The 24357-nt window shown below is 66.9% G+C and carries 24 protein-coding genes; 10 read left to right on the top strand and 14 right to left on the bottom strand.

Annotated elements, in window-relative coordinates:
* Positions 1 to 142: 142 nt before the first annotated feature.
* Genes ABKS89_RS15005 through ABKS89_RS14995 form a run of 3 tightly spaced genes read right to left on the bottom strand, consistent with a single transcriptional unit; the run spans position 143 to position 1988 of the window.
* On the bottom strand, positions 143 to 385 hold the full coding sequence (locus ABKS89_RS15005; RefSeq protein WP_348590184.1) for a DUF2790 domain-containing protein: 243 nt from the start codon (positions 383 to 385) through the stop codon (positions 143 to 145).
* The gene (locus ABKS89_RS15000; protein ID WP_348590185.1) at positions 382 to 942 is read right to left on the bottom strand and encodes a cytochrome b; all 561 of its coding nucleotides are present in this window, start codon (positions 940 to 942) and stop codon (positions 382 to 384) included. The genes ABKS89_RS15005 and ABKS89_RS15000 overlap by 4 nt, the downstream gene beginning before the upstream one ends.
* Positions 942 to 1988, bottom strand: coding sequence for a catalase family peroxidase (locus ABKS89_RS14995; protein WP_348590186.1), 1047 nt, complete (start codon positions 1986 to 1988; stop codon positions 942 to 944). The genes ABKS89_RS15000 and ABKS89_RS14995 overlap by 1 nt, the downstream gene beginning before the upstream one ends.
* A gap of 162 nt (positions 1989 to 2150) precedes the next feature.
* Between ABKS89_RS14995 and ABKS89_RS14990 the strand changes: the two genes are divergently transcribed.
* Positions 2151 to 2660, top strand: coding sequence for a sigma-70 family RNA polymerase sigma factor (locus ABKS89_RS14990; RefSeq protein WP_081519714.1), 510 nt, complete (start codon positions 2151 to 2153; stop codon positions 2658 to 2660).
* Positions 2657 to 3415, top strand: coding sequence for an anti-sigma factor family protein (locus ABKS89_RS14985; protein WP_348590187.1), 759 nt, complete (start codon positions 2657 to 2659; stop codon positions 3413 to 3415). Before ABKS89_RS14990 ends, ABKS89_RS14985 begins: the two co-directional genes overlap by 4 nt.
* Before the next feature lie 218 nt (positions 3416 to 3633).
* Here ABKS89_RS14985 and ABKS89_RS14980 read toward each other — a convergent pair whose 3' ends face one another.
* From ABKS89_RS14980 to ABKS89_RS14970, 3 genes are all read right to left on the bottom strand, one after another.
* On the bottom strand, positions 3634 to 5472 hold the full coding sequence (locus ABKS89_RS14980; protein WP_348590188.1) for an amidohydrolase: 1839 nt from the start codon (positions 5470 to 5472) through the stop codon (positions 3634 to 3636).
* 19 nt (positions 5473 to 5491) lie between these two features.
* Positions 5492 to 6046, bottom strand: coding sequence for an antibiotic biosynthesis monooxygenase (locus ABKS89_RS14975; protein WP_348590189.1), 555 nt, complete (start codon positions 6044 to 6046; stop codon positions 5492 to 5494).
* Positions 6047 to 6131: 85 nt separating this feature from the next.
* Positions 6132 to 7148, bottom strand: a complete 1017-nt coding sequence (locus ABKS89_RS14970; protein ID WP_138215838.1) for an alpha/beta hydrolase — start codon at positions 7146 to 7148, stop codon at positions 6132 to 6134.
* Positions 7149 to 7649: 501 nt separating this feature from the next.
* On the opposite strand from ABKS89_RS14970, the gene ABKS89_RS14965 reads away from it, so the two are divergent.
* Positions 7650 to 9665 (top strand): peptidase U32 family protein, encoded by a 2016-nt coding sequence (locus ABKS89_RS14965; protein ID WP_348590190.1) that lies wholly within the window; start codon positions 7650 to 7652, stop codon positions 9663 to 9665.
* A gap of 134 nt (positions 9666 to 9799) precedes the next feature.
* Complete coding sequence (locus ABKS89_RS14960; RefSeq protein ID WP_138215840.1) at positions 9800 to 10201, top strand: hypothetical protein; 402 nt, start codon at positions 9800 to 9802, stop codon at positions 10199 to 10201.
* Here ABKS89_RS14960 and ABKS89_RS14955 read toward each other — a convergent pair whose 3' ends face one another.
* The 3 genes from ABKS89_RS14955 to ABKS89_RS14945 form a co-directional block, all read right to left on the bottom strand.
* Complete coding sequence (locus ABKS89_RS14955; RefSeq protein ID WP_348590192.1) at positions 10202 to 11533, bottom strand: OprD family porin; 1332 nt, start codon at positions 11531 to 11533, stop codon at positions 10202 to 10204.
* Complete coding sequence (locus ABKS89_RS14950) at positions 11530 to 12708, bottom strand: acetyltransferase domain-containing protein (RefSeq protein ID WP_348590193.1); 1179 nt, start codon at positions 12706 to 12708, stop codon at positions 11530 to 11532. The genes ABKS89_RS14955 and ABKS89_RS14950 overlap by 4 nt, the downstream gene beginning before the upstream one ends.
* A 110-nt stretch (positions 12709 to 12818) precedes the next feature.
* The gene (locus tag ABKS89_RS14945; protein WP_348590194.1) at positions 12819 to 13439 is read right to left on the bottom strand and encodes an FMN-binding negative transcriptional regulator; all 621 of its coding nucleotides are present in this window, start codon (positions 13437 to 13439) and stop codon (positions 12819 to 12821) included.
* A 213-nt stretch (positions 13440 to 13652) separates the two neighbouring features.
* Between ABKS89_RS14945 and ABKS89_RS14940 the strand changes: the two genes are divergently transcribed.
* The 3 genes from ABKS89_RS14940 to ABKS89_RS14930 all read left to right on the top strand — a co-directional run bounded on the left by ABKS89_RS14940 (position 13653) and on the right by ABKS89_RS14930 (position 17236).
* The gene (locus ABKS89_RS14940) at positions 13653 to 14849 is read left to right on the top strand and encodes a GGDEF domain-containing protein (RefSeq protein WP_348590196.1); all 1197 of its coding nucleotides are present in this window, start codon (positions 13653 to 13655) and stop codon (positions 14847 to 14849) included.
* A gap of 108 nt (positions 14850 to 14957) precedes the next feature.
* Complete coding sequence (locus ABKS89_RS14935) at positions 14958 to 16481, top strand: sensor domain-containing diguanylate cyclase (RefSeq protein ID WP_348590197.1); 1524 nt, start codon at positions 14958 to 14960, stop codon at positions 16479 to 16481.
* Entirely contained in the window at positions 16481 to 17236 is a 756-nt protein-coding gene (locus ABKS89_RS14930; protein ID WP_348590207.1) for an SIR2 family NAD-dependent protein deacylase, read from the top strand. The genes ABKS89_RS14935 and ABKS89_RS14930 overlap by 1 nt, the downstream gene beginning before the upstream one ends.
* A gap of 153 nt (positions 17237 to 17389) precedes the next feature.
* Here ABKS89_RS14930 and ABKS89_RS14925 read toward each other — a convergent pair whose 3' ends face one another.
* From ABKS89_RS14925 to ABKS89_RS14910, 4 genes are read right to left on the bottom strand one after another with little or no spacing between them, the layout of a single operon-like run.
* The gene (locus ABKS89_RS14925; RefSeq protein ID WP_518301027.1) at positions 17390 to 18493 is read right to left on the bottom strand and encodes an agmatine deiminase family protein; all 1104 of its coding nucleotides are present in this window, start codon (positions 18491 to 18493) and stop codon (positions 17390 to 17392) included.
* Between the two features lie 10 nt (positions 18494 to 18503).
* The gene (locus ABKS89_RS14920; protein WP_348590199.1) at positions 18504 to 19601 is read right to left on the bottom strand and encodes an extracellular solute-binding protein; all 1098 of its coding nucleotides are present in this window, start codon (positions 19599 to 19601) and stop codon (positions 18504 to 18506) included.
* A 2-nt stretch (positions 19602 to 19603) separates the two neighbouring features.
* Positions 19604 to 20506, bottom strand: coding sequence for an N-carbamoylputrescine amidase (gene aguB, locus ABKS89_RS14915; RefSeq protein WP_138215846.1), 903 nt, complete (start codon positions 20504 to 20506; stop codon positions 19604 to 19606).
* Positions 20506 to 21561: an agmatine deiminase family protein gene (locus tag ABKS89_RS14910; protein WP_348590200.1), complete on the bottom strand. Its 1056-nt coding sequence runs from the start codon at positions 21559 to 21561 to the stop codon at positions 20506 to 20508. Before ABKS89_RS14910 ends, aguB begins: the two co-directional genes overlap by 1 nt.
* Before the next feature lie 133 nt (positions 21562 to 21694).
* Here ABKS89_RS14910 and ABKS89_RS14905 point away from each other — a divergent pair, with 133 nt between their 5' ends.
* Complete coding sequence (locus tag ABKS89_RS14905) at positions 21695 to 22558, top strand: LysR substrate-binding domain-containing protein (RefSeq protein WP_348590201.1); 864 nt, start codon at positions 21695 to 21697, stop codon at positions 22556 to 22558.
* Positions 22559 to 22914: 356 nt separating this feature from the next.
* Here the strand turns inward: ABKS89_RS14905 and ABKS89_RS14900 are convergent, their stop codons facing one another.
* Positions 22915 to 23352, bottom strand: coding sequence for a helix-turn-helix domain-containing protein (locus tag ABKS89_RS14900; RefSeq protein WP_138215849.1), 438 nt, complete (start codon positions 23350 to 23352; stop codon positions 22915 to 22917).
* A gap of 107 nt (positions 23353 to 23459) precedes the next feature.
* On the opposite strand from ABKS89_RS14900, the gene ABKS89_RS14895 reads away from it, so the two are divergent.
* Both ABKS89_RS14895 and ABKS89_RS14890 read left to right on the top strand, forming a co-directional pair.
* Positions 23460 to 24050: a flavodoxin family protein gene (locus ABKS89_RS14895; protein WP_348590202.1), complete on the top strand. Its 591-nt coding sequence runs from the start codon at positions 23460 to 23462 to the stop codon at positions 24048 to 24050.
* Entirely contained in the window at positions 24047 to 24271 is a 225-nt protein-coding gene (locus ABKS89_RS14890) for a DUF2798 domain-containing protein (protein WP_348590204.1), read from the top strand. The genes ABKS89_RS14895 and ABKS89_RS14890 overlap by 4 nt, the downstream gene beginning before the upstream one ends.
* Positions 24272 to 24357 lie beyond the last annotated feature (86 nt).

Below are 24357 nucleotides of genomic sequence, written 5' to 3'. Positions count from 1 at the left end.
GCGTTCAACGGCCACACCGAAAATGAAGGCCCTGATGATGGTCAGACGTGTGCAGTGGTGGTCAGATGCAGATTGGCTACCCAACCAGTATTACGCACCATAATACGCAAAACAATACACACCATTAAGCACAATCATCGCCTCAATTCTCATTCCCACACCCTTGCCCCCACACCGGATACCGCAGCGTATGCCGCTCCCCGGCGCTGTCTTCGTAAGTCATCTCCACTTCGCGAATCCCGCAGAACCCCAGGTTCGGCTGTTGCACCACGCGCTTGATGTCGAGCTTCTGGCCGTAGTGATAGTCCTGCACCGGAGGAACCTCCTGCGCGGCTAGGGCCGCGCAGGAGGTGAAGAGGCAGGCGACAGCGAGCAAGCGCTTCATGGCCGCTCCCCGCTGGAGCTACGCGGCATGGGCGCGCCGGTCATGCTCGGGAGGACTTCGTCGCGGCGGATGAGCCCGTGGAACAGCGCGGCGGCGAGGTGCAGGAGGATGGCTGCCAGTAGCGCGTAGGCGATGAAGGTGTGGGCGCTGCGCAGAATGGTGTGCAGTTGCACCGACGGCGAGACCAGCGCGGGCAGTTCGAAGCCGCCCCAGAGCACCACGGGGTAGCCGCCGGCGGATTGCATGGTCCAGCCCACCAGCGGCTGGGCCAGCAGCAAGCCGTAGAGCGTCAGGTGCGAGAGGTGCGCGGCGCTGCGTTGCCAGCCGGGCATGTCGCTGGGCAGTGCGGGGATGCGCTGGGTCAGGCGCACCAGGATGCGCAGCAGCACGAGCACCAGCAGCGCGGCGCCCAGCGGTTTGTGGATGGCGACCAGTGCGGCGTGGCGCGGTGAGACGCTGGCGACCATGCCCATGCCGATCAGCAGCATGGCGAGGACCAGCACGGCCATGAGCCAGTGCAGCACGCGCAGGGAGAGCGGGAAGTAAGTCGGTTTCATCAGTGGGTCTCCTGGGCCTGCTCACGGGTACGACGGTTGAAGGATTCCGAGTAGGCCGCCGAGCGGGCGCTGAGCAGCGGGTCGTCGGAGGCGCGGATGCCGTCGGGGAGGATCAGCGGGTCGTAGTTGACGTCGCGGCAGTCGCCGCCGATTTCCGGCTGCAGACGCTCGATCACCAGTTCGCCGGCGTCTACGGTGCGGCGGCTTTCGGGCCAGGTCTGGGTGGGGTCGACGGTGCTGTCGCCGGGTTCGCCGAGGGTGAACTGCAGGCGCCAGCGCAGCGGGCCGGCGGCGATGCGCTGGGCCAGTTCGGCGGCGAGGAAGTCGGCGTCGCCGCGCTTGTCGGCGGCCAGTGGTTCGACCGGCGCTTCGGGCTGCACGGACCAGCGCACCGGCTGTTCCTTGCCTTCCTTGTTCACCAGGTAGAAGGCGTTGAGGCTGTAGTAGGCGCTGTTGGCGTAGCTGGAGGACGGCGTCGAGGACTTGGCCCATTTGAGGAAGGCCTGCGTCTCGGGGTGCGACTTGAAGAAGGCGCCGGCCTTTTCCGGGTCGGGTTTGCCGGTGCCCGGCTGTGGCGCGGTGGCCTGTTGCAGGGCGTAGAAGCTGGCGACGTCACGCACGACGAAGACCGGCATGGCGTTCATGCCGGTGCGCCATTCCTGGCCGTCGGCAGGCTGGAAGCGCAGGGCCAGGCTGCGAATCGGTGCGGCACCGTCGCTGGCCTTGGGGTTGCCGCCGGGAATGGCGAGGCGCCCTACCACCGGCACGCGACCGACGGAGAACAGGCTGGCTCGGGACAGACTGGCCGCGCCGCCATTGCTGTCGAAGTGGCCGATCACGCACAGGCCCTTGGCGTGGTTGCGCCGGTAGCCGGGGTAGACGCCGGCGTTGTGCTCCAGGGTGTTGATCACGCTGGCCGGGGTGAGCCGCTGCGGGTCGAGCCAGCCGGCGACGTAGGCGAAGACGGCGGCCACGCCGAGTACCACGGCGCCGATGGCGGCCAGGCGCAGGGGCACGTTGGGTGCGGTGGGCGGTGTTTCTGTCATTTCCAGCTCCTCAGGCTTAGGCTGAATGCGTTGAGCCGGTACGACGCACCGTGCGACGGGTTATTCCCACCGAGGGCGAATAAATTATTTTTCCTCGCGAAGGGAATAGATCGCCGCTGCGTTCGTCTTTCTCGCTCGAACCCACCCATTCCTGGCGCCCCGATGCACTCACTGGACGACCATTCACTGCGCGAACTGCTGCCCCGGCTGCGGCGCTTCGCGCTGTCGCTGACCCGCAGCGCGAGCAGCGCCGACGACCTGGTCCAGGCGACCCTGGAGAAGGCGCTGTCGGCCTGGACCGGCCGTCGCGACGACGGCGACCTGCGCGCCTGGCTGTTCTCGATCCTCTACCGGCACTTCATCGACGGGCAGCGCCGGGCGAAACGCTATGCGCGCCTGCTCAGCCTGTTCGGTGCGGACAGCGCGGTGAGCGCCTCGCCGGAGGACATCGTCAGCGCACGCTCGACGCTGGAGGCCTTCGAGCGCCTGCCCGCCGAACAGCGCGCGCTGCTGACGCTGGTCAGCGTCGAAGGCCTGAGCTACCGCGAGGTAGCCGAGACTCTGGACATTCCCATGGGCACCGTCATGTCCCGCCTGTCGCGCGCCCGCACGGCGCTGCGCGCGCTGAGCGAAGGACAGGCGGCGACTCCTTCTTTGCGGGTACTGAAATGAACGAACGCATCCCTGACGGCACTCCCCAGGAACAGGATCTGCACGCCTACATCGACGACCAGCTGGAGCCGGCGCGCCGCCAGTGGGTGGAAGCCTGGCTCGCTGCCCACCCCGACGACGCCCGCCGCGTGGAAGGCTGGCGGCAGGATGCGCAGCAACTGCGTGCGGCCTTTGCCGGGCAGGCCCGTGGTGCGCTGCCGGAGCAGCTCGATCCGGCGCGGATTCGCCGGCAGATTCAGCAGCGCCGGCGCACGCGGATGGCCACGGCGGCGGCTCTGCTGGTGGCGCTGGGCGTCGGTGGCATGGGCGGCTGGCAGATGCGCGGCGACGCAATGATGCGCGGCATGGTGCCGATGCAGGACGCAGTGCAGGCCTACCGGTTGTTTGCCGATGCCAACCAGAACGGCCTGGACCTGCGTGACGGCGGCGACCTGCGCGGCTGGCTGGCTCGCTACCTGAAAGATGCCCCGCCACCGCCGGCGCTCGAGCAGGTCGGCTTGAAGACAGTTGGCGCTCGGTTGCTCGCAACCGAACAGGGTGCAGCGGCGCTGGTGATCTACGAGGATGGTCAGGGTCGCCGGCTGACCTTCTTCATCCGGCCGCCGGGCCCGCGCCACGAGATGTTGCCGCAGGGGCAACGCACGGATGGCGACCTGCTGGCGCGCTACTGGAGCCAGGGCGGCTACAACTACGCGCTGGTGAGCCGCAGCGATGACCCGCAGGCGCAGGCCGTGGGGCAGTTGGTGGGGTTCTGAGCGCGGACGTTGTCCGCAGATCGCGGGCATCAGGGTAAGCGCATGGTCAGCCTGTAGGAGCTGGCCATGCCTGCGACAGAGCGAGCGCAGAAACTTCGTGGACGGAGTCTGCCAGATCAAACGCGTTAGCCGGCGGTATCAACGGGGCTGTCCGTGCGGACGTTGTCCGCAGGTCGCGGGCATGGCCCGCTCCTACAAGGAGCGAGCCATGGGTTGGGTCAGAAAGCGAAGCAGGAACAGCCGAAAGCCCCCCAGAAGCCCTGGAAGTCACTCACTGGCACACTCGACTGGCGAGCGCGTTCGTGGCTGTGGCCATGCACCCCGCAGGAGCCGATGCACTGGTGCACCGCGTTCTGCAGCGGAGCCTGCGGGCGCCAGTGGCCAGGAACCTTGGCCACCGGGGACCAGTCCGGCAGTACCGGAATGGCGGTCGGCGCCTGGCGTTCGAAGTCGCCGCTGCCGAACACCACGCGGCCGTCCACCACGGTCAGCACTGACTCGATGGCCTTGATCTCCTCCTCCGGCACGTTGAAGTAGTCTGCCGAGAGCACCGCCAGGTCAGCCATCTGCCCGGCCTTGAGCATCCCCTTCCGGCCCTGCTCGTTGGAGAACCACGCGCTGCCGTGGGTGTACAGCTCCAGCGCGGTGCTACGGGACAGCCCTTCCGGGTACAGCTCCATGCCGCCCACGGTCTTGCCGCTGACCATCCAGTACAGTGAGGTCCAGGGGTTGTAGCTCGACACGCGGGTGGCGTCGGTGCCGGCGCCCACGGGCACGCCTTCGGCCAGCATGCGCTTGATCGGCGGGGTCGCCTCGGCGGCCTGCTTGCCGTAGCGGTCGACGAAGTATTCGCCCTGGAAGGCCATGCGGTCCTGGATGGCGATGCCGCCGCCCAGCGCCCTCACCCGCTCGATGTTCTTCGGCGAGATGGTTTCACAGTGGTCGAAGAACCAGTGCAGGCCGTTGAACGGGATGTCCCGATTGACCTTCTCGAACACGTCGAGCATCCGCGAGATGGATTCGTCGTAGGTGGCGTGCAGGCGGAACGGCCAGCGCTGCTCGACGAGGTGGCGCACCACCGGCTCCAGTTCGGCTTCCATGCTGCCGGGCAGGTCGGGGCGCGGTTCAAGGAAGTCTTCGAAGTCGGCGGCCGAGAACACCAGCATCTCGCCGGCGCCGTTGTGCCGCAGGAAGTCGCTGCCCTGTCCGTACTGGACGCTGCTGGTCCAGTTCTTGAAGTCGGCCAGTTCTTCCTTGGGCTTCTGGGTGAACAGGTTGTAGGCAATGCGCACGGTGAGCTGGTTGTCTTTCTCCAGCTGTTCGATCACCTGGTAGTCGTCCGGGTAGTTCTGGAAGCCGCCGCCGGCGTCGATGGCGCTGGTGACACCCAGGCGGTTCAGCTCGCGCATGAACTGGCGGGTAGAGTTGACCTGGTAGTCGAACGGCAGCTTCGGCCCCTTGGCCAGCGTCGCGTAGAGAATCATCGCGTTGGGCCGCGCCACCAGCATGCCGGTGGGCTCGCCCTTGCTGTCGCGGACGATCTCGCCGCCGGGCGGGTTCGGGGTGTCTTTCGTGTAGCCGACGACGCGCAGTGCGGCACGGTTGAGCAGCGCGCGGTCGTAGAGGTGCAGGACGAACACGGGGGTGTCCGGCGCGGCCTGGTTCAGCTCCTCGATGGTCGGCATGCGCTTCTCGGCGAACTGGAATTCGTTCCAGCCGCCCACCACGCGCACCCATTGCGGCGACGGCGTGCGCAGGGCCTGCTCCTTGAGCAGGCGCAGGGCGTCGGCCAGGGACGGCACGCCTTCCCAGCGCAGTTCGAGGTTGTAGTTCAGCCCGCCCCGGATCAGGTGCAGGTGCGAGTCGTTGAGGCCGGGGATCGCCGTGCGCCCCTTGAGGTCGATGACACGGGTGGCACCAGCGCGGAAGGCCATGGCCTCGGCTTCCGTGCCCACGGCGATGAACTTGCCGTCGGCGATGGCCACGGCGGTGGCCTCAGGTTTCTCGCGGTCGACGGTGTGGAAGCGGCCGTTGGTCAGGATCAGGTCGGCGTACATGGCGATGTTCCTCTTTCGATCAGCGGGCGTTGAGCCAGGCGGAGAACAGGCGCGTGGCCCGTGGCATGAAAACGTAGACCACCAGCAGGACGATGGTCGCGACGATGAGCATGTTGGCCGGGACGAAGCCGCCCAGCAGCGGGGCCTGCGCGAACAGCGGGCGCCAGAGCTGCGGCACCAGCATCACCAGCGGCAGGATCACCAGGTAGGAGATGGCCGCCTGCTTCCAGCGCGGCGGCTGCTTCTGGGGGTTGTCCGGGGTGGTGAACCAGAACTCGTGGGCGGTGTGCAGTTCCTTCTGTTCGACATCGATCAGGTGCGGGTTGGCGCGGTCGATCAGTTCATGGCGCTGCGACGAGTCGAGCCACGCCTGCAGTTCGTTGGCGCTGGCGAAGCGCAGGACGGAGGTGAAATGGTCGCCCTGGCGCATCACATCCACACCCAGGTGGCCGGGGAACTCGCTGGCGGCGCGGGTCAGTTCGCGCAGGATGGCTTCGTAGGCGGCGACGCTGTCGGGGCGGGCGCGGTGGCGGATGATGAGGGTGACGGATTCTTGCGGCGTGGGCTGGCTCATTGGGATTCCCTCCAAAAAGGCCTCCAGAGAAGTGGCCTCCCCCGCCCTGCGGCGAGGGAGGAAAGCGGCTTGTTGGAAAAGCGGCTTACTGCAGGTGGACCTTCAGTTCCTGGCCGGCCTGGCGCATGGCAGCCTGTACCGCCGGCACCTTGCTGACCACGTTGAGCAGACCGTAGTCGTGGATCATTCCGTTGTAGCGCACGGAAGTGACAGCCACACCGGCGGCGTCGAGTTTGCGACCGTAGGCTTCGCCCTCGTCTCGCAGCACGTCGGATTCGGCGGTCTGGATCAGGGTCGGCGGCAGGCCCTTGAGCTGGTCGGTGGTGGCGCGCAGGGGCGATGCGTAGATCTCGGCACGCTGTTTCGGGTCAGTGGTGTAGCTGTCCCAGAACCACTGCATCATCGACTTGGTAAGGAAGTGCCCCTGGGCGAACTGGTTGTACGAGCCGGTCTCGAAGCTGGCGTCGGTCACCGGCCACAGCAGCGCCTGGAAGCGCAGCTTGGGCGTGCCCTTGTCCTTGGCCATCAGCGCGACCACCGCTGCCATGTTGCCGCCGACGCTGTTGCCGGCCACGGCCAGGCGCTGGCCGTCGACGTTGATCTCCTTGCCGTGCTCGGCGACCCATCGGGTGGCAGCGTAGGCCTGGTTGATCGCTACCGGGTAATGCGCCTCGGGGGACGGGGTGTAGTCGACGTAGACAGCGACCGCGCCGGAGTTCACCACCAGGTCGTGGATCAGGCGGGCGTGGGTCGGGTAGTCACCCAGCACCCAGCCACCACCGTGGAAGAACATGAACACCGGCAGCGTGCCCTTCACGCCCGCCGGGCGGACGATGGTCAGCTTCACCGGGCCGACGTCGGTCTGCACGGTCTTCTCGCTGACCTGGGTGCCGGAAAGGTCGACCTTCACCGAAGCCTGGGCGCCAGTCAGCACCGCACGGGCGTCTTTCGGCGAGAGGGTTTCCAGCGGCTGGCCCTTGCCGGCTTCCAGGGCTTCGAGGAAGGCCTGGGTGTTGTGTTCGACGGTGGGGTTGCCGGCGGCGAAGACGTTGCCGATGGCCAGGGCGAGGGAGGCGGCGAGCAGGGATTTCTTGGCGTTCATGATTCGGTTCCTTGAAAGTGGGGGAGGTGTTCCGAAAGGACGAACGAATCTTGATCCATGCCCGCAAAGCGCGGAATAGACAGGGTTGCAGGGTCACTTTGCAGTTCTGCAAGGGCATCTTCAGGGGCGTTGCAGAAGTGCCGGAGGTGGCGGTGCGACCCGCAGGAACTGGCCATAACGCGGACGCAGTCCGCTGGCACGCACGTCGGATGGGTGGAGCGCAGCGATACCCATGCTGCCGGTGCACGGGGCGATGGGTATCGCTGCGCTCCACGCCATCCTACAAAGGGTTAGCCGATAGGATCGGAGCGGCGGTTGGTTCGGACGTTGTCCGCGGTTCGCGGGCATGGCCCGCTGCTACAGGGGCAGCCGGAGCGACCAGGGGTTACGCCGCCCGGCACGCCACGGGTGCCGGCACGGCGTTTGGCCGGTACAATGCGCGATTGCCCGTGCCGTACCTGAAAAGCACACCTGATAAGCACGCCTGATAAAGAAGAAACCATGTCCTTGCCCAAACACCATCTGGAACTGCTCAGCCCTGCCCGCGATGTGCATATCGCCCGCGAGGCCATCCTGCATGGCGCCGACGCCGTCTACATCGGCGGCCCGAGCTTCGGCGCGCGGCACAATGCCTGCAACGAGGTGAGCGATATCGCCCAGCTGGTGGAGTTCGCCCGCCGCTACCACGCGCGGGTGTTCACCACGATCAACACCATCCTCCACGACAACGAGCTGGAGCCGGCGCGCGCGCTGATCCACCAGCTCTACGACGCCGGCGTCGATGCGCTGATCGTGCAGGACCTGGGGATCATGGAGCTGGACATCCCGCCGATCGAGCTGCACGCCAGCACCCAGACCGACATCCGTACCCTGGAGCGGGCGAAGTTCCTCGATCAGGCTGGCTTCTCCCAGCTGGTGCTGGCCCGCGAGCTGAACCTCAAGGAAATCCGCGCCATCGCCGACGAGACCGATGCCGCCATCGAGTTCTTCATCCACGGCGCGCTGTGCGTGGCCTTCTCCGGCCAGTGCAACATCTCCCACGCCCAGACCGGCCGCAGCGCCAACCGTGGCGACTGCTCCCAGGCCTGCCGCCTGCCTTACACCCTGAAGGATGACCAGGGCCGCGTGGTGGCCTTCGAGAAGCACCTCCTGTCGATGAAGGACAACAACCAGAGCGCCAATCTCAGCGCCCTGGTGGACGCCGGCGTGCGCTCCTTCAAGATCGAAGGGCGCTACAAGGACATGGGCTACGTGAAGAACATCACCGCCTATTACCGCCAGCGCCTGGACGGCATCCTCGCCGAGCGCCCGGACCTGGCCCGCGCCTCCAGCGGCCGCACCGACCACTTCTTCGTGCCGGACCCGGACAAGACCTTCCACCGCGGCAGCACCGACTACTTCGTCAGCGACCGCAAGATCGACATTGGCGCCTTCGACTCGCCGACCTTCACCGGTCTGCCGGTGGGCACCGTGGAGAAAGTAGGCAATCGCGACCTGCTGGTGGTGACCAAGGACCCGCTGTCCAACGGCGACGGCCTCAACGTGCTGGTGAAGCGCGAAGTGGTCGGCTTCCGCGCCAACATCGCCGAGCTGAAAGGCGTCTTTACCGAAGACGGCGAAGAAGACGGCGAGAAGCGCTACCGCTACCGCGTCGAGCCCAACGAGATGCCCGAAGGCCTCTACCGTCTGCGCCCGAACCACCCGCTGTCGCGTAACCTCGACCACAACTGGCAGCAGGCGCTGCAGAAGACCTCCGCCGAGCGTCGCGTCGGGCTGTCGTGGGTCGCCAAGCTACGTGAAGAGCGCCTGGAACTGACCGTCACCAGCGAGGAAGGCGTCAGCACCAGCGTCGCCCTGGACGGCCCGTTCGGCGCCGCCAACAAGCCGGAACAGGCGCTGGATCAGCTGCACGACCTGCTCGGTCAGCTGGGCACTACCCAATATCACGCCGACCGGATCGAACTGGACGCCCCGCAGGCGTTCTTCATCCCCAACTCCCAGCTCAAGTCGCTGCGCCGCGAGGCAATCGAAGCGCTGACCGAAGCCCGCGTGCAGGCCCACCCGCGCGGTGGCCGCAAGGCCGAAACCAGCCCGCCGCCGGTGTACCCGGAGTCGCACCTGTCCTTCCTCTACAACGTCTACAACGAGAAGGCCCGCGAGTTTTACCACCGCCACGGCGTACAGCTGATCGATGCGGCCTACGAGGCCCACGAGGAAACCGGCGAAGTGCCGGTGATGATCACCAAGCACTGCCTGCGCTTCTCCTTCAACCTGTGCCCGAAGCAGGCCAAGGGCGTCACCGGCGTGCGCACCAAGGTGCAGCCGATGCAGCTGATCCACGGCGACGAAGTGCTGACCCTGAAGTTCGACTGCAAGCCGTGCGAGATGCACGTGATCGGCAAGATCAAGGGCCACATCCTCGGCCTGCCGCAGCCGGGCAGCGAAGGCGTGAGCAACATCGTCGGGCAGATCAGCCCGGAAGACCTGCTCAAGACCATTCGCAAGCCGGCGCATTAAGCCCGGCGCGCCACTCGGCCCCTCTCCCTTCAGGGAGAGGGGCGTTGGGCAGAATGTGAAGTCTTGCATTCAGCCGGCAGGTTTTCACCGAAGCAGCGCTGCGCAAACTCCCGATCCCCCGCTATGATCGGGACATGACCGCCACTCCCCCGCTCCGCCAGCAATGCCCGCCCGGCGCCTGCAACTGCGACCGGGAACGCCTGCTGCAAACTCCCAACGCCGACCTGCGCATCCTGCTGCTCACCCGGCACGAGGAGCAGCGCCTGCTGGAGCGCCTGGAGAACCTCAAGGACCTGGCGGACCTGGAGCGCATGCAGCACAAGCTCTACGAGCAGCTCGGCATCCGCCTGCACATTGCCCCCGGCTTCAACGAAGTACGCACCATGCGCGGCATCGAGTTCGACTTCGACGAGCAGCCCGGCCTCTGCCGCAAGACCCGCCAGGCCATTCCTGCCGCAATCCGTCGGGGCCTGGAGAAGAACCCGGAAATCGCCTGGCGCCTGCTCGACTCTCACGACCTGCTCGGCGGGCTCTGATCAGAAACCGCCGCCCAGCGGGTACTCCACGGCGACTCGCAGCTGATCGGTATTGAGCTCCGCCTGTGCAGCGTTGGCACGGTGGCTGTTGTGCATCAGCACCAGCCGCAAGCCCTTGGCCGGGCCTTCCGGCACGCGATATTGCAGCATCAGGTCGCGCTCCCAGTGCTTGCCGCCCTCGCCGTAGCCCAGGTACGCGTAGCCGCCGCGCGGATCGACATGGCTGCCATCGATGTCCGTGCCACGCACGTAGGCCGCAGCCATCGACAACCCGGGTACGCCGAAGGTCGCCAGGTCCAGGTCGTAGCGCAACTGCCAGGAGCGCTCATTGGGCGCATTGAAGTCCGACAGCTGCACCGCATTGGTGAGGAAGATCGCCCCGCGCGTCACATAGTCGAACGGCGTATCGCCATCGACCTGCTGGTAACCGACGCTCAACCGGTGCGCGCCGAAGCCATAACCACCGAGCAGGCTCCAGGTGGTGTTGTCGATGCGACCGGATAGCGCCTGCCCGGTGTCGCGGGTGCGGTAGAGGTTGAGGTTCAGCGACAGGTCCTGCCCCTGCCCCAGCGGCTGGCTGAAGGTGCCGCCGAGGTAGTCCTGGCGCCAGCTGTCCTCGTAGCGCGAGGTGAACAGGCTCAGGCTTGCCGACTTGGCTGGCGCGTAGGTGAAGCCCGTGAGGTCGAAAGCATCGCCCTGGCGGCCGTTGGAGTAGTTCACCACGAAGCCGCGATCATGGCTGGAGGCGTTGCGATCGGCGCTTTCGGTGAAGTGCCCGGCCACCAGCCGCAGCCCGGAGAACTCCTCGCTGGAGAGGAAGAAGCCGGTGGCCGTTTCCGGCAGCAGGCGGCTGTCAGACGAGCTGAACACCGGCGTCTTTACCCGTTGCTCGCCCCACCAAAGGGTGGTCGAAGACATCCGCGCCTTCAACGCTGCGCCGCCGCGAGCAAAGCTGTCCTTGGGGTGGCCTTCGTTATCCAGGCCGACCAGCCGGGCCTTGCCGGCACGCCCACCGCCGCTGTCCAGCAGCACGCCCTGATAGAGGTGCGCATCCAGCCCTATTCCGACGCTACCCTGGGTGAAGCCGGACTGAAGGCTGCCCATCAACCCGTAGGCCCACTCCTCCGCATAGCCGTTGCGCTCGCTGCGCGGTTTGTAGGCATTGCGCGCGCCACTGTTGCGGTCACCATGGCGGTACTCGCGCTGGTCGAACACGGTGCGGTTGAGCAGGCTCCAGCGGCTGTCCTCGATGAAGCCGCCGGACTCTTCCTGCGCCGCGCCGAACGCCGGCGCGGACAGCACCAGCAGCACGGCAGAACCACGCAGCCTCACAGGTACTTCAGCCAGGCGATATCGCGACGACGGGCCTTGAGCCCGGCGAACCAGTGCACCGGCGGGTACAGGGCGACGATCAGCAGCAGCGCACCAACCCAGACCGCCCACACCGAATCGAAGCCGAAGTACTGCCCGTGGTTCAGCCCCCAGATCGCCACGGCGGCCAGATAGAGCAGCTTCAGCACATAGAGGTGCAGCAGGTAGAAGAACATCGGCGCTGCACCGAACACCGCCAGCCAGCGCGCCAGTGCACCCTGCCCACGGCGCTCGAAGAACACCAGCAGAAGCAGGCCGATGCCCAGGGTCAGTGCCAGGAACAGCAACGACGGCGGGTACTTGGTGATGTTGAAGAAGCTCATCAGCAGTTGCAGGTCGGTATCACCATCGCCCCAGGGCTTCTCGCCGTAGCCGTTGTTCAGGCGCAGGACGATGAAACCGCCGAGCGCGATGGCCGCCGCCAGCAGCAGGTTGCGAGTGCGCCGGGCGGCATCGGCCGCGCGACCGAACCAGGGCCCGGCCGCATAGCCCAGGGCGATCACACCGATCCACGGCAGCAACGGATAGGACGTGCGCAGGCGCAGCGCATCGCTCACCTCGATCCAGCCGCGATCATGCAGCACCGCCCAGGGCACATGGGCCCAGTGGCCGGCGGCGAAGTGCACGCCGTCGAGCAGGTTGTGCCCGGCCACCAGTGCCACGCCCAGCCCCGCCAGCGCGGCACGCGGCAGCCAGACCAGCGCGGAAAGCGCCAGCATGCTCAGGCCGATGGCCCAGATCACCTGCAGGTAGATGACCGAAGGCGGGAACTGGAAGGTCCAGGCGAAGTTCACCAGGGTGACTTCCAGCAGCACCAGGAACAGCCCGCGCTTGAACAGGAAGGCCGAGACCGCCGTGCGACCTTCGTGCTTCTCGCCATAGAGGAAGGCGGAAAGCCCGGTGAGGAAGACGAATACCGGCGCGCACAGGTGCGCCAGGGTGCGGCTGATGAACAGCGCCGGGTCGGTCTGGGTCACATCCATCGGGTCGCTCACCTGCATATGCAGGTAGAACGTCTCGCGGACGTGGTCCAGCAGCATGAAGAGGATCACCAGCCCGCGCAGGGCGTCGATGGAATGGAGCCGGGTGGCGGCCTTGGCGATTGAAGGTGTTGCGGGGCTCGGTGCGGCGGTCATGGGCGGGATCGATTGCGAGTTAATTGTAATATTATTACATTTCACGCAACCAATCCGCCAACCCTTTGAAACATGCGGACATGTCTGGAACAGGCCTCACCGGCCCGCACTCAGTCCACCGCGCGCTTCATCGCCGAGGAAAGCTCGCCACTGCCGAGTTGTTCCAGCCGCCCGGCGGCACCCAGGCGATCGCGCTCTTCCTTGTTCTGGCTGAGCTTGGACTTGCCGATGATCTCGCCGATCTCCACCTCGATGCCGACGATGTTCGCCAGCATGCCGCTGATGAATTCCGGGGTGGAGTCGCTCATCTTCCACGGCTTGTCCTCGCCGGCTTCATGGGTGCGGGTCAGGCGGCCGACCACACCGCGCACGAAGCGCTCCTCGTCCATGACCTTGAGGCGGCCGCGCACGTGCACCACCTGGTAGTTCCAGGTCGGCACCTGGCGGTGCGCCTCTTGCTTGCTCGGGTACCAGTTGGGCGAGACGTAGGCGTGCTCGCCACGGAAGATCACCAGCACCTCCTCGCCGTCAGCCTCCTGCCAGACCGGGTTGTTGCGGGCGACGTGGGCACGCAACAGCGGCTTCTCGCCGGAGAGTTCCAACTCGAACGGCAGGTGGTTGGCATCCAGCAGACCGTCATGGCCGGTGACCAGGATGCCCAGGGGATAGTCGCGGATCAGCCGGTGCAACTCGTCCGGGCGGGTTTCCTCGAAATGCGCAGGTACGTACATGTAAGGCCTCGACAGCAGGTGAATGCGGTCATCATGCCGGCACATTGGCACCCTATAAAGATCCATTAACGACTCCAGCGACAGAGCCAATCCGCGGCGAGCGAAGTTTTGGTACAACCTATGCATCGCCCGCTGGACGGCGATGGTGCCGCACCCTACTCTAGCCCTTGGCCAGCATTCGCCCTGGATGGCAGACACAGGCTCCCACTTTCGATGACCGCACCCGAGTTCCCCGCCGCTCCTTCCCGGCAGCAGTACCAGGGGAGAATTCCACCGCGCCTGCAGGATGCCTACAAGGCGTACGTGGTCCAGCATTACCGGCGCTTCCTGCTGGCGATCAACTTCATCGCCATGGCCGCCTACGACTCCTACGTCCTGGCCGACGCGCTGCTGATCCCGGACATGGCAAAGGAATCTCTGTTCCTGCGCACGGCCCTGAGCCTCGTCGGCCTGGTCAACATCTTCCTGGTGTTCCGCTTCAGCCGCAGCGTGCTGGTGATGGACCTGCTGATGCCGGTGCACGACATCATCTCCACCATCGCCTGGTTCGAGCTGCTCAAGCGCAGCGCCTCGCCGGACGTGCCCTTCTTCCTCTATGCCTCGGTGGTGTTCGTGCTGCTGGGCAACCTCGGCGTGCGCTACTCGTTCAAGGGCATCGCGCTGGTCTCGGCGATCATCACGGCGATCATTCTCTACAACGTCTGGCTGATCCACGATGGCGCCGCCAAGCCGCTGCTGATCTTCACCCTGGTCTACCTGCCCATCGCGCTGTTCAGCCTGTTCATCAGCTGGACCAACATCAAGGGTGTGCGCCAGGCTTTCCTCGCCGACCTCGAAGAAAAACGCCAGCGCACCGAGCTGGCCGCGCTCAACCTGCGCCTGCAGGAGCTGGCCGCCACCGACGGCCTCACCGGCGTGGGCAACCGCCGCTCGCTCGACCTGCAGCTCAACGAGAGCTGGCACGGCATGCGCGCCCACGGCCGGCCCTTCGCCCTGCTGATGGCCGACATCGACTACTTCAAGCCCTACAACGACCACTACGGCCACCAGGCCGGCGACCGCTGCCTGTGCCAGGTGGCCGAGAGCCTGGTGGGCACCCTGCGCGGCGGGCGTGCCAACGTCTATCGTTATGGCGGCGAAGAGTTCGCCATCCTGCTGGAGGCGACCAGCGCCGAAGACCTGCGCTGCGTCGCCGAGCGACTGCGCGAGCAGGTGGCGAGCCTGGGCATCGAGCACTTCTACCGGCCCGACAGCCTGCGCCACCTGACCATCAGCCTCGGCGCGGCGATGGCCAACGAAAGCGGGCTGCAGGAGCCACGCGAGTTGCTCGCGCGCTGCGACCAGCACCTGTACGTGGCCAAGCAGAAAGGTCGCAACCGGGTGCAACTCAGCGGCATGCAGGGCGTCTGACGAACGACACGTAACCCGGCGCGCGCGGCCGGCGTCTCCCTGCACTCGCGCCGGGCGATGCCCGTAGCGCACGGCAACCGCCACAGGGACCGACCCAACGAGGCCAGAGTGAAACGCGACATCCGCCTTGCCATCCTCCTGCTGTCGATCATCAGCCTCGCCGTGGCCGCCGCCACTGCCTGGGAGCTGTGGTCGGCGCGCGAGCGCACGCTGGCGGAAACCACCACGCACAACCTCAACCTCACCCAGGCGCTGGACACCTACGTCGAAGGCATCGTCACCCAGAGCTCCATGCTCCTGCTCGGCCTGGCCGAACGCCTGGAGCACGAGGGACGTGGCGCGCCCCAGTTGCAACGGTTGAATGACCTGGTGCTGAGCCAGCAGCACCTGCTAGCGCAACTAAACGGGGTCGGCATCTACGATGCCCAGGGCAACTGGCTGATGACCTCCAACGGCCCCTTCCCGCCCGGCGCCAACAGCGCCGACCGCGGCTACTTCATCCATCACCGCGACAATCCCTCGCTGGACGCCTACATCGGCGAGCCGATCCACAGCCGCGCCACCGGCGTCTGGGTGATCACCGTCAGCCGTCGCTACAACGACGCCCAGGGCAACTTCGCCGGGGTGATAGTCGCTACCCTCGGCGTGCAGGACTTCCTCCGCCTGTTCGGCAAGATCGACATCGGCAAGACCGGCGCCATTGGCGTGGCCACCAGCAACGGCCAGGTGCTGGTGCGCTACCCCTTCCGCGAGAGCGACATGGGCCGCGTGTTGTCGCGCTCGCCGATCTTCACCCAGTACCTGGACAGCGCCACGGTCGGCAGCGCCACCTTCGCCTCCTCGCTGGACGGCATCGAGCGCATCTACGCCTTCCGCAAGAACGAGCGCTACCCGCTGGTGACCTCGGTCGCCCTGGGCAAGGACGAGGCCCTCGCCGCCTGGGCCGCCGACGCCCTGCGCACGGTGGCCATCGCCTTCGGCCTGCTGATGGTCATCGTGGTCATTGGCAGCCTGCTGATCCTCGCCATCCAGCGCCGTATCGGCACCGAACGCCTGCTACGCGACGCCCGCGAGGACCTGCTCAAGGCCAACCGGCAGCTGGAAGTGCTCGCCTCGCGCGACCCGCTCACCGGCCTGGAGAACCGCCGCAGCTTCGACGACCACCTGCTCGCCGAACTGCGCCGCGCCCACCGCGAACGCTCGCCACTCGGGCTGCTGCTGATCGACGTGGACCACTTCAAGCGCTTCAACGACACCTATGGCCATCCAGCCGGCGACGACTGCCTGCGGCGCATCGGCCGCGTCCTCGCCGACAGCGTGCGGCGTCCCGCCGATCTGGCCGCGCGCTACGGCGGCGAGGAGCTGGCGGTGATCCTGCCCAACACCGGCCCCGACGGTGCCCTGGCCGTGGCCGAGCAGTTCATGCAGCGCCTGCAGGGCGCCAACCTCACCCACGCCGGCAGCCCGCTGGGGCGCATCACCGCGAGCATCGGTATCGCCAACCTGCCCGGCGGCAGCGACAGCAGCCCGCAGGCCCTCATCGAAGCCGCCGATCGTGCGCTGTACCGCGCCAAGGCCGCCGGGCGCAATCGCCTGGAAAGCGCGCCGACGCCGCAGGAAACCCCGCAATGATCCTCGATTCCGCGCTCATTGATGCGCTGCGCCAGGCCCGTCACGTTGTGGTATTCACCGGTGCGGGCGTTTCCGCCGAGAGCGGAATTCCCACCTTCCGCGACCGCCTCACCGGTCTGTGGGAGCGTTTCGACGCGGCCTCCCTGGCCACCGCCGAAGCCTTCCGCGCAGACCCAGCGCTGGTCTGGGGCTGGTACGAATGGCGCCGCAGCGTGGTCCACCGCGCCCAGCCCAATGCGGCGCACCGGGCCATCGCCGAGCTGGCGGGCAAGGTGCCCAAATTCACGCTGATTACCCAGAACGTCGACGATCTCCACGAGCGCGCCGGCAGCCAGAACATCACCCACCTGCACGGCCAGCTGGAGCGCCCGCGCTGCTTCCAGTGCCAGCACGAGCCGGATTCGCCGCTGCCGGTGCCCGACGAACCCGAGGCCGGCCGCCGCGTGCAGCCGCCGGCCTGCGCCCATTGCGGCGGCCCGCTGCGCCCCGGCGTGGTCTGGTTCGGCGAAAGCCTGCCGATGGAAGCCATCACCCACGCCTTCCAGGCCGCCGAACAGTGCGACCTGCTGATCTCCGTCGGCACGTCCGGCGTGGTCTACCCGGCGGCGGAAATCCCCGAGATCGCCTGGCGTCTGCGCGCGAACGTCCTGCACATCAACCCCACCCCCGGCCCGCTGCACGGCGAACGCGACTTCGCCCTCGCCAACGCGGCGGGCGTCGCCTTGCCGGCGCTGATCGACGCGGCGTTCCCCTGACGCAGCACCACCAGGACAACCCATCGAGCAGCAGACTGCGTCCGTGATGGTGCTCCACGTGATCTGTCGCAGGCATGGCCAGCTCCTACAGGTAAACTCCGCGCGATACCTGCAGGAGCGGGCCACGCCCGCGATCCGCCGGCAGGGCCGGCGTCACACCGCCGGCATCTGCAACGTCACGCAGTGAATGCCACCGCCCCCGGCGGCAATCGGGTCGATGTTCAGCTGCACGATCTCGCGGTCCGGGTACAGCTCGCTGAGCAACGCATGGCAATGCTCATCGGCCGCCGCATCGCCGAACTTCGGCGCGATCACCCCGCCATTCACCGGCAGGTAGTTGATGTAGCCCGCTGCGAAGTCCGGGTTGTCGCGGTTGTAGGCGTTCGGCTTGGGGTTCATCGGCGGCGGCAGCGTATGCACCTTCAAGGCGCGGCCATCGGCGTCGGTGGCGCTCTTCAGGATCTCCAGGTGCCGGCGGGTTACCTCGTAGTCGTAGGAACGCTTGTCGTTGTCCAGGTTGACCACCACCACGCCCGGCTCGACGAAGCGCGCATAGAAGTCCACATGGGCATCGGTGATGTCCTTGCCGCGAATGCCCGGCACCCAGATCACCTTGCGCAGCCCCAGCATGCGCTTGAGTTCCGCTTCGATACGCGGGCGCGTCCAACCCGGGTTGCGGTTGTCGTTGAGCCAGCAGCTCTCGGTGAAGATCGCCGTACCGTGGCCGTCCACCTCGATGCCGCCGCCCTCCCCGCACAGCTCGCTGACGATGGCTTTCGCCTCCACGTCCTCGGCCAGCGCCGCCGACACTTCGCGATCGCGCTCGGCGTGCTGCTTGCCACCCCAGCCGTTGAAGTTGAAATCCGCCAGCGCCAGGCCGCCCGCCGCATCGTTGACCAGGAAGCAGCCGCCGTAATCACGCACCCAGATGTCATCTACCGGCACCGGCAGGAAGTCGACGTTCTGGCCGCCGCACGCGCGCTTGGCTTCTGCCTGCTGCTCCGGCCGGCAGAGCACCGTCACCGGCTGGAACTCGGCGATGGCGCGGGCCAGCCGCGCCACCGTGGCATTGACGTCCGGGGCGATGTCTTCCCAGACGTCCGGGCTCGCCGCATAGGCGACGAACACCCGCTCCTGCTTGCGGTGCTCGTCGGGCATGTACCAGGGCTTCGCCGCCAAGGCGACCCGGCCCAGGCCGAGCCCAAGGCCCGTCGCCAGCGTCATGCCGGCGCCGAGCAGGTTCCTGCGTGTCATCATCCTCGCCTCCTCAACCACCGGTGCCGGTCTTGAAACTGGTCCAGGTGCGCATCCGCGAACGCATGTCGCGCTGCGGAATGTCCTTGCCGGGGAACAGCCGCGCGTAGGCCTTCTCATCAAGATAGATGTCCGGGTTGTCGCGCATGCTCGCCTCGACCATCGGCCTGGCCTTGGCGTTGGACGTCGGGTAGCCGGTGGCGTTGCTGATCGCCGCCATTACGTCCGGGCGCATCAGGTAGTTGATCAGTGCGTAGGCGTACTCGGGGTGCGGCGCATCGGCCGGGATGGCCATGGTGTCCATCCACACCGAAGTGCCTTCGCGCGGCACGCGGTACTCGAAGCGCTCGGGCTTCTTCGCCTCGTCGGCGGCGCGCTGCGACTGGATCACGTCGCCGCTGTAACCCAGCGACAGGCACAGGTCGCCATTCACCAGCTGGGTCACCGGCTGCGACTGGAACTTGCGGATGTACGGGCGGATGCCGTTGAGCACCGCCAGCGCGTCCGCCAAATCCTGCGGCTTGCCGCTGCGTGGGTCACGGCCGAGGTAGTTGAGCACCACGGCGAGCACTTCGTCCGGCGAGTCGATCATCGAGATGCCACAGTCGGCAAAGTGCTTGGCCAGCTCCGGCTTGAACATGAGGTCGAGACTGTTCACCGGCGCGCCGGGCATGCGCTGCTCGATCTTCGCCTGGTTGTAGGTCAGGCCGATGCTGCCCCAGGTGTAGGGCACAACGGCATGCCGCGAGTACGGGTACTTGGTCTGCAGGTCGCGCAGGCCCGACTCGATATCGCCCAGGTGCTCCAGCTTGCTGTCGTCGAGCTTCTGCAGCGCACCGGCACGCATCAGGCGCTCGGCGACGGTATCGCCGGGGAAGATCAGGTCGTAGCCGCTGTGCCCGGCCATCATCTTGGCCTCCAGCGTCTCGCTGCTGTCCATCACGTCGTAGATGACGCGGATGCCGGTCTCTTTGGTGAAATTGGCCAGCGTGTCGGGGGCGAAATAGTCCGCCCAGTTGAACAGGCGCAGGACCTTCTCTTCGGCCGAGGCCGGTTGCAGGGAGCACGCCAGGGACAACCCCAGCGCGCCGATCAGCAGGTGCTTGTTCATGGTCAGACTCCTTGCCAGCGCGGGTGCAGGTGGCGGCCGTCGAGGCCGAGCAGCGGGCCGTACATTTCCGGGCGACGATCGCGGTAGACGCCCCAGGTCAGGCGCTCCTCGCGGGCCAGCTCGAGGTCCAGCGCGCGCACCAGCACGGCGGCCTCGTTGCGCCCGGCCTCGGCCAGCAGCGCGCCCTTGTGGTCGGTGATGAAGGACGAGCCGTAGAAGCGCATGCGCAGCCTGTCGTCGCTGGGCGCCACTTCCTCGCCGATGCGGTTGGCCGCCAGCACCGGCAGCAGGTTGGCGGCGGCGTGGCCGCGCTGGGCGGTCTGCCAGTGATCGCGGGAATCCAGCTGCTCGGCGCCCGGCTCGGAGCCGATGGCGGTGGGGAACAGCAGCATCTCCGCGCCTTGCAGCGCCAGGCAGCGGGCGGTCTCGGGGAACCACTGGTCCCAGCAGATGCCCACGCCGATGCGGCCGACAGCGGTGTCCCAGACGCGGAAGCCGGTGTCGCCGGGGCTGAAGTACTCCTTCTCCTGGTAGCCAATGGCGTTGGGGATGTGCGTCTTGCGGTACACGCCGAGCAGGCTGCCGTCGGCGTCGGCCACGGTCAGCGAGTTGAAGTAGGCGTTGCCGGCGCGCTCAAACCAGCTGATCGGCAACACCACGTTAAGCTCCGCCGCCAGCCGCGCGAAGCGCTGCAGCAGCGGGCTGTCGTCATACGGCTGGGCCAGGGCCAGGTGCGCATGGTCCTGCTCGATGCAGAAGTACGGCGTGGCGAACAGCTCGGGCAGGAGGATCAGCTTCGCCCCGGCCGCCGCCGCCGCGCGCACGTGGCGCTCGGCTTCGGCGAGATTGCGCGGCAGGTCCCAGCTGCAGGAGAACTGCAGGACCGCGACAGTCAGCTTGCTCATCACAGGCCTCCCAGCGGCCAGGCCGGCTGCTGCTGGGTAATGCAGTGCACGCCGCCACCGCCGTGGGCCAGGTTGTTGATGCGCACCGGCACCACTTCGCGACCGGGGAAGGCGCGGGCCAAGACCGCAGCGGCTTCGTCGTCGGCGGCGATGCCGTAGGCCGGCATGATCACTGCGCCATTGGCGAGGTAGAAGTTGGTGTAGGACGCGCAGAAGACCTCCGCCTCAGGGTCCACCGCCGCGCTGGCTTCGAACAGCTCGATCAGCTCGAAGGAACGGCCCTTGGCATCGGTGGCCAGCTCCAGCGCGCGACGGTTCTCGCGCGCCACTTCGGCGTAGGTGCTGGAAGCCTCGTGGGTCGCATCGACCAGCAGCACACCGGGGCGGGCGAAGGCACACACGCCATCGACATGGCCGTCGGTCATGTCGCCAGTCACGTACTGCGGGTCGCCCGGCAGCCAGATGGTCTTGGTCACGCCCAGCAGGCGGCTGAAGATTTCTTCCATCTCACGCTTGCTGACGCCGGGGTTGCGGTTGGGGTTGAGCAGCACTGATTCGGTGGTGATCAGCGTGCCCTCGCCATCCACGTGGATCGCCCCGCCTTCGTTGGACAGCGGCGTGCCGAAGCAATCGAGCCCGAGGTGGTTGAGGATTCGGCGGCCCAGGCCTTCGTCCAGGGTGTGTTCGGACTTGCCGCCCCAGGCGTTGAAGCGCCAGCTCACACCGGCCACGCCGTGCTGCGGATGGCAGACGAAGGTCGGCCCGGAGTCGCGGCACCAGCTGTCGTCGATGGGCAGCGGCACCAGTTCGACGTTGGCCCCGCACAGCTCGGCGGCGCGGGCTATGGCGGACGGGTCCACCACCAGTTTCACCGGCTCGAAGCGGGCGATGGCGTTGGCAACGCGGGCAAAGTCTTCCTGCACCTGCTCCAGGGTCACGTGCCAGCCGCCCTCCCAGAGCGGACGGTTATGCGGGAATGCCATCCAGGTCGCCGCGTGGTTGACCCATTCAGCAGGCATGCGCCAGCCGTTCTGCATGTCGTCGTTGCGATGCATACTCAAGCCTTTGGTAAGTAATTTTTATCGGAAGGAAAAGGTTCAGCGGCGCCTGACGACCATGCTAGGCCTGTAAAAATGTCAGAACAAACGATAGATTTTGCGCAAATCTGATTAGACAGACTTATCGATCATGCTCAAACACTGGCCACCCCTGAATGCCCTGCGCGGTTTCGAAGCCGCCGCGCGCCTGGGCAGCTTCCACAAGGCCGCCGAGGAGCTGCACCTCACCCAGTCGGCCATCAGCCAGCAGATCCGCAGCCTGGAAAGCTTCGTCGAACAGCCGCTGTTCTACCGCTCCGGGCGCAAGGTGACGCTGACCGACGCCGGCGCCGACCTGCTCAGCACCACGCAATCCATGCTGCAGCAACTGGCCGTGGGCATCCGCCGCCTGGACCAGTACCGCAAGCCCAACCAGCTGGTGGTCAACACCACCCCGGCCTTCGCCCGCCACTGGCTCGTGCCGCGCCTGGGCGACTTCCACGCGCGCCACCCGCAGATCGACCTCTGGCTGCTGACCACCGACGAAACCCCGGACATGGCCACCCAGACCATCGACATCGCCGTGCGCGACGACCTCACCGCCCAGGCCGAATGCCGCTTCCGCGTGCTGCTGGAAGATCGCCTCTACCCGGCTTGCCACCCCTCATTGCTGCGGCAGCCGGAGCCGACGCGCACCACCCTGCACGGCGAACGGGAAATGGACTGGGCGCACTGGCAACTGCAGGGCGGCGCCGACGTCGGCCAGCGCAGCGAAGGGCTGAACTTCTCCGACCCCGGCCTGCTACTGGATGCCGCCAGCCAGGGGCTGGGCGTTGCGCTGGTGAGCCAGCTGCTGGCCGGTGATGCGCGAGAGAGTGGCCTGCTGACCCCACTCAGCGAGCAGACCGTGCGGGGGCCGAACTGGTCGCTGCTGGTGCATCAGCAGAGCGAGCGCAGTGCGCAGGCGGTGGGTTTCTGCGAGTGGCTATCCGCCGCGCTGGGTGTCTCCCTGTAGGGCGCATAACGCCTATGGCGTTATCCGCCAAGCCGGCGGATAACCCGTTCCGGGTTATTCGCCCTACGGGACTGTAGGAGCGGGCCATGCCCGCGATCCGCCGGCAGGGCCGGCGTCCGGATATGTTCTTGAGCAAGAACCGGATATCCCCTTGCAGCTTACAAACCTCGTTTCAGCCGATACCGCCCTCTCCCCAGCCCTGGCTGCGCACCCCGCTCCGAAGGGAGAGGGAGCAGTTCGGCGTTGGCGGCAGTTCTGAAGTTATCCGGCGATCACAATTGTTCCTGCGCACTCCAAACAGTCCCCTCTCCCTCTGGGAGAGGGCTAGGGTGAGGGCAAGCCTCGCTCCAGATCCGTCAGACAGCATCCTTCCCTTTCTTCAACTTCCCCCGCTCCTTCTTCCCCTCCAGCGCACTCTCCCCCGCCGCCTTGACCAGTTTCTGGAAAGTCGGGCACTCCGCATGACTGGGCGCCGGGCATGCCGCCGCATGACGCAGCCCCCGGCTCATCGCCCGCAGGCGCCGGATCGTGGCATCCAGCTCGTCCGCCTTGGCTGCCAGCATCTGCCGGTCGATGTTCGTCCCGCCGTCGCCGGCGAACATCGAGCGGATTTCCTCCAGGCTGAACCCCGCCGACTGCCCGAGCGTGATCAACGCCAGCTGGTCGAGAATCTGCGGCGCGAACTGGCGCCGCGCGCCGGGTTTGGCGAGCGAAACGATCAGCCCCTTCTCCTCGTAGAAGCGCAGGGTCGATGCCGGCACGCCGGAGCGCCTGGCCACGTCAGCGATATCCATGGAACACCTCTTGACCTCAAGTTCGCTTGAACTTGTAGGTTCACGCCAAAGGCCGTCGGGGTCAATCCACGCGCGGCCTTCCCTTGCGTGCAACCTGAGGAGAAGCCATGAAAACCATCGCCATCGTCTACCACAGCGCCAGCGGCCGTACCGAGCGCATCGCCCAGACCATCGCCAGCGGCGCTCGCCAGGTGCCCGGCTGCGAAGTGCACCTGCTCAACGCGCAGGAGCTGATCGAGCAGCCGCAAGCGCTGCTTGCCTACCACGGCCTGATCCTGGGTTCGCCTACCTACCTGGGCGGCGTCTCGGCGCCGCTGAAAGCGCTGATGGACGCCACCGGGCCCTTGTGGCGCCAGCAGAAGTTGCGTGGCCGCCTTGCCGCTGGCTTCACCGTCTCAGCGCTGCCGGCGGGCGACAAGCAGTCCACGCTGATCTCGCTGTTCACCTTCTGCATGCAGCACGGGATGCTCTGGTCCGGCAATCCGATCCTCCCCGAGCAGCATCTGGGCGTGCCCGTCGAGGAAGCCGCCAACCGCCTCGGCTCCTGGTCCGGGCTGATGGCCCAGGCGGACAAGACCGCCGCGGATTTCTGCCCCGGCGACCTGAAGACCGCACGGCTGTTCGGCCAGCACTTCGCTGAAACCCTCGGCCGCCTGCAGCAGCCGCAGCTTGAGCACGCGCAGGAGGCCCACGCATGATCGCCCGCCGCTACGGCCCGCTGCTGTTCGCGCTGATCCTGTCCTGCGTGATGACCCTGCTGGTCTCCGGGCTCTCCACCTGGCGCGCCGTCGACCTGACCCCGGCCTTCGCCCAGCTCTGGCTGGGCGCTTGGCTCACCAGCTGGAGCATCGCCTTCCCGCTGGTACTGGTCATCGCCCCACTGACCCGCCGCCTCGTAGAGAAACTGGTCTGCGCGTAGGCGCAGAACTATCAGGGGGCCTCGTGCGTAGGATGGCGTGGAGCGCAGCGATACCCATCGCCTCGTACCACGCCACAGCATGCTCC

Origin of the sequence: Pseudomonas sp. LABIM340, from assembly GCF_040017195.2 — a bacterium.
In the GTDB taxonomy this organism is placed as follows: Bacteria; Pseudomonadota; Gammaproteobacteria; order Pseudomonadales; family Pseudomonadaceae; genus Pseudomonas.
Note: the sequence above shows the minus strand (reverse complement) of the source record. Positions and strands in the feature narration are given on the sequence as shown.